Origin of the sequence: Mammaliicoccus lentus (assembly GCF_002902755.1) — a bacterium.
Taxonomy (GTDB): Bacteria; Bacillota; Bacilli; order Staphylococcales; family Staphylococcaceae; genus Mammaliicoccus; species Mammaliicoccus lentus.
Map to the genome: position 1 here is coordinate 1 of NZ_PPRS01000040.1, position 415 is coordinate 415.

At 34.5% G+C, this 415-nt stretch carries 1 pseudogene; it reads left to right on the forward strand.

Annotated features, from left to right (window positions below):
* Positions 1–356 (forward strand): annotated as a pseudogene (locus tag CD135_RS10730) (IS6-like element IS257 family transposase); the annotation flags it as partial.
* Between the last annotated feature and the right edge of the window lie 59 nt (positions 357–415).

Below are 415 nucleotides of genomic sequence, written 5' to 3' on the forward strand. Positions count from 1 at the left end.
AACGAGATAATCATTCAGCATATGCGTTTATCAAACGTCTCATTAAACAATTTGGTAAACCTCAAAAGGTAATTACAGATCAGGCACCTTCAACGAAGGTAGCAATGGCTAAAGTAATTAAAGCTTTTAAACTTAAACCTGACTGTCATTGTACATCGAAATATCTGAATAACCTCATTGAGCAAGATCACCGTCATATTAAAGTAAGAAAGACAAGGTATCAAAGTATCAATACAGCAAAGAATACTTTAAAAGGTATTGAATGTATTTACGCTCTATATAAAAAGAACCGCAGGTCTCTTCAGATCTACGGATTTTCGCCATGCCACGAAATTAGCATCATGCTAGCAAGTTAAGCGAACACTGACATGATAAATTAGTGGTTAGCTATATTTTTTTACTTTGCAACAGAACC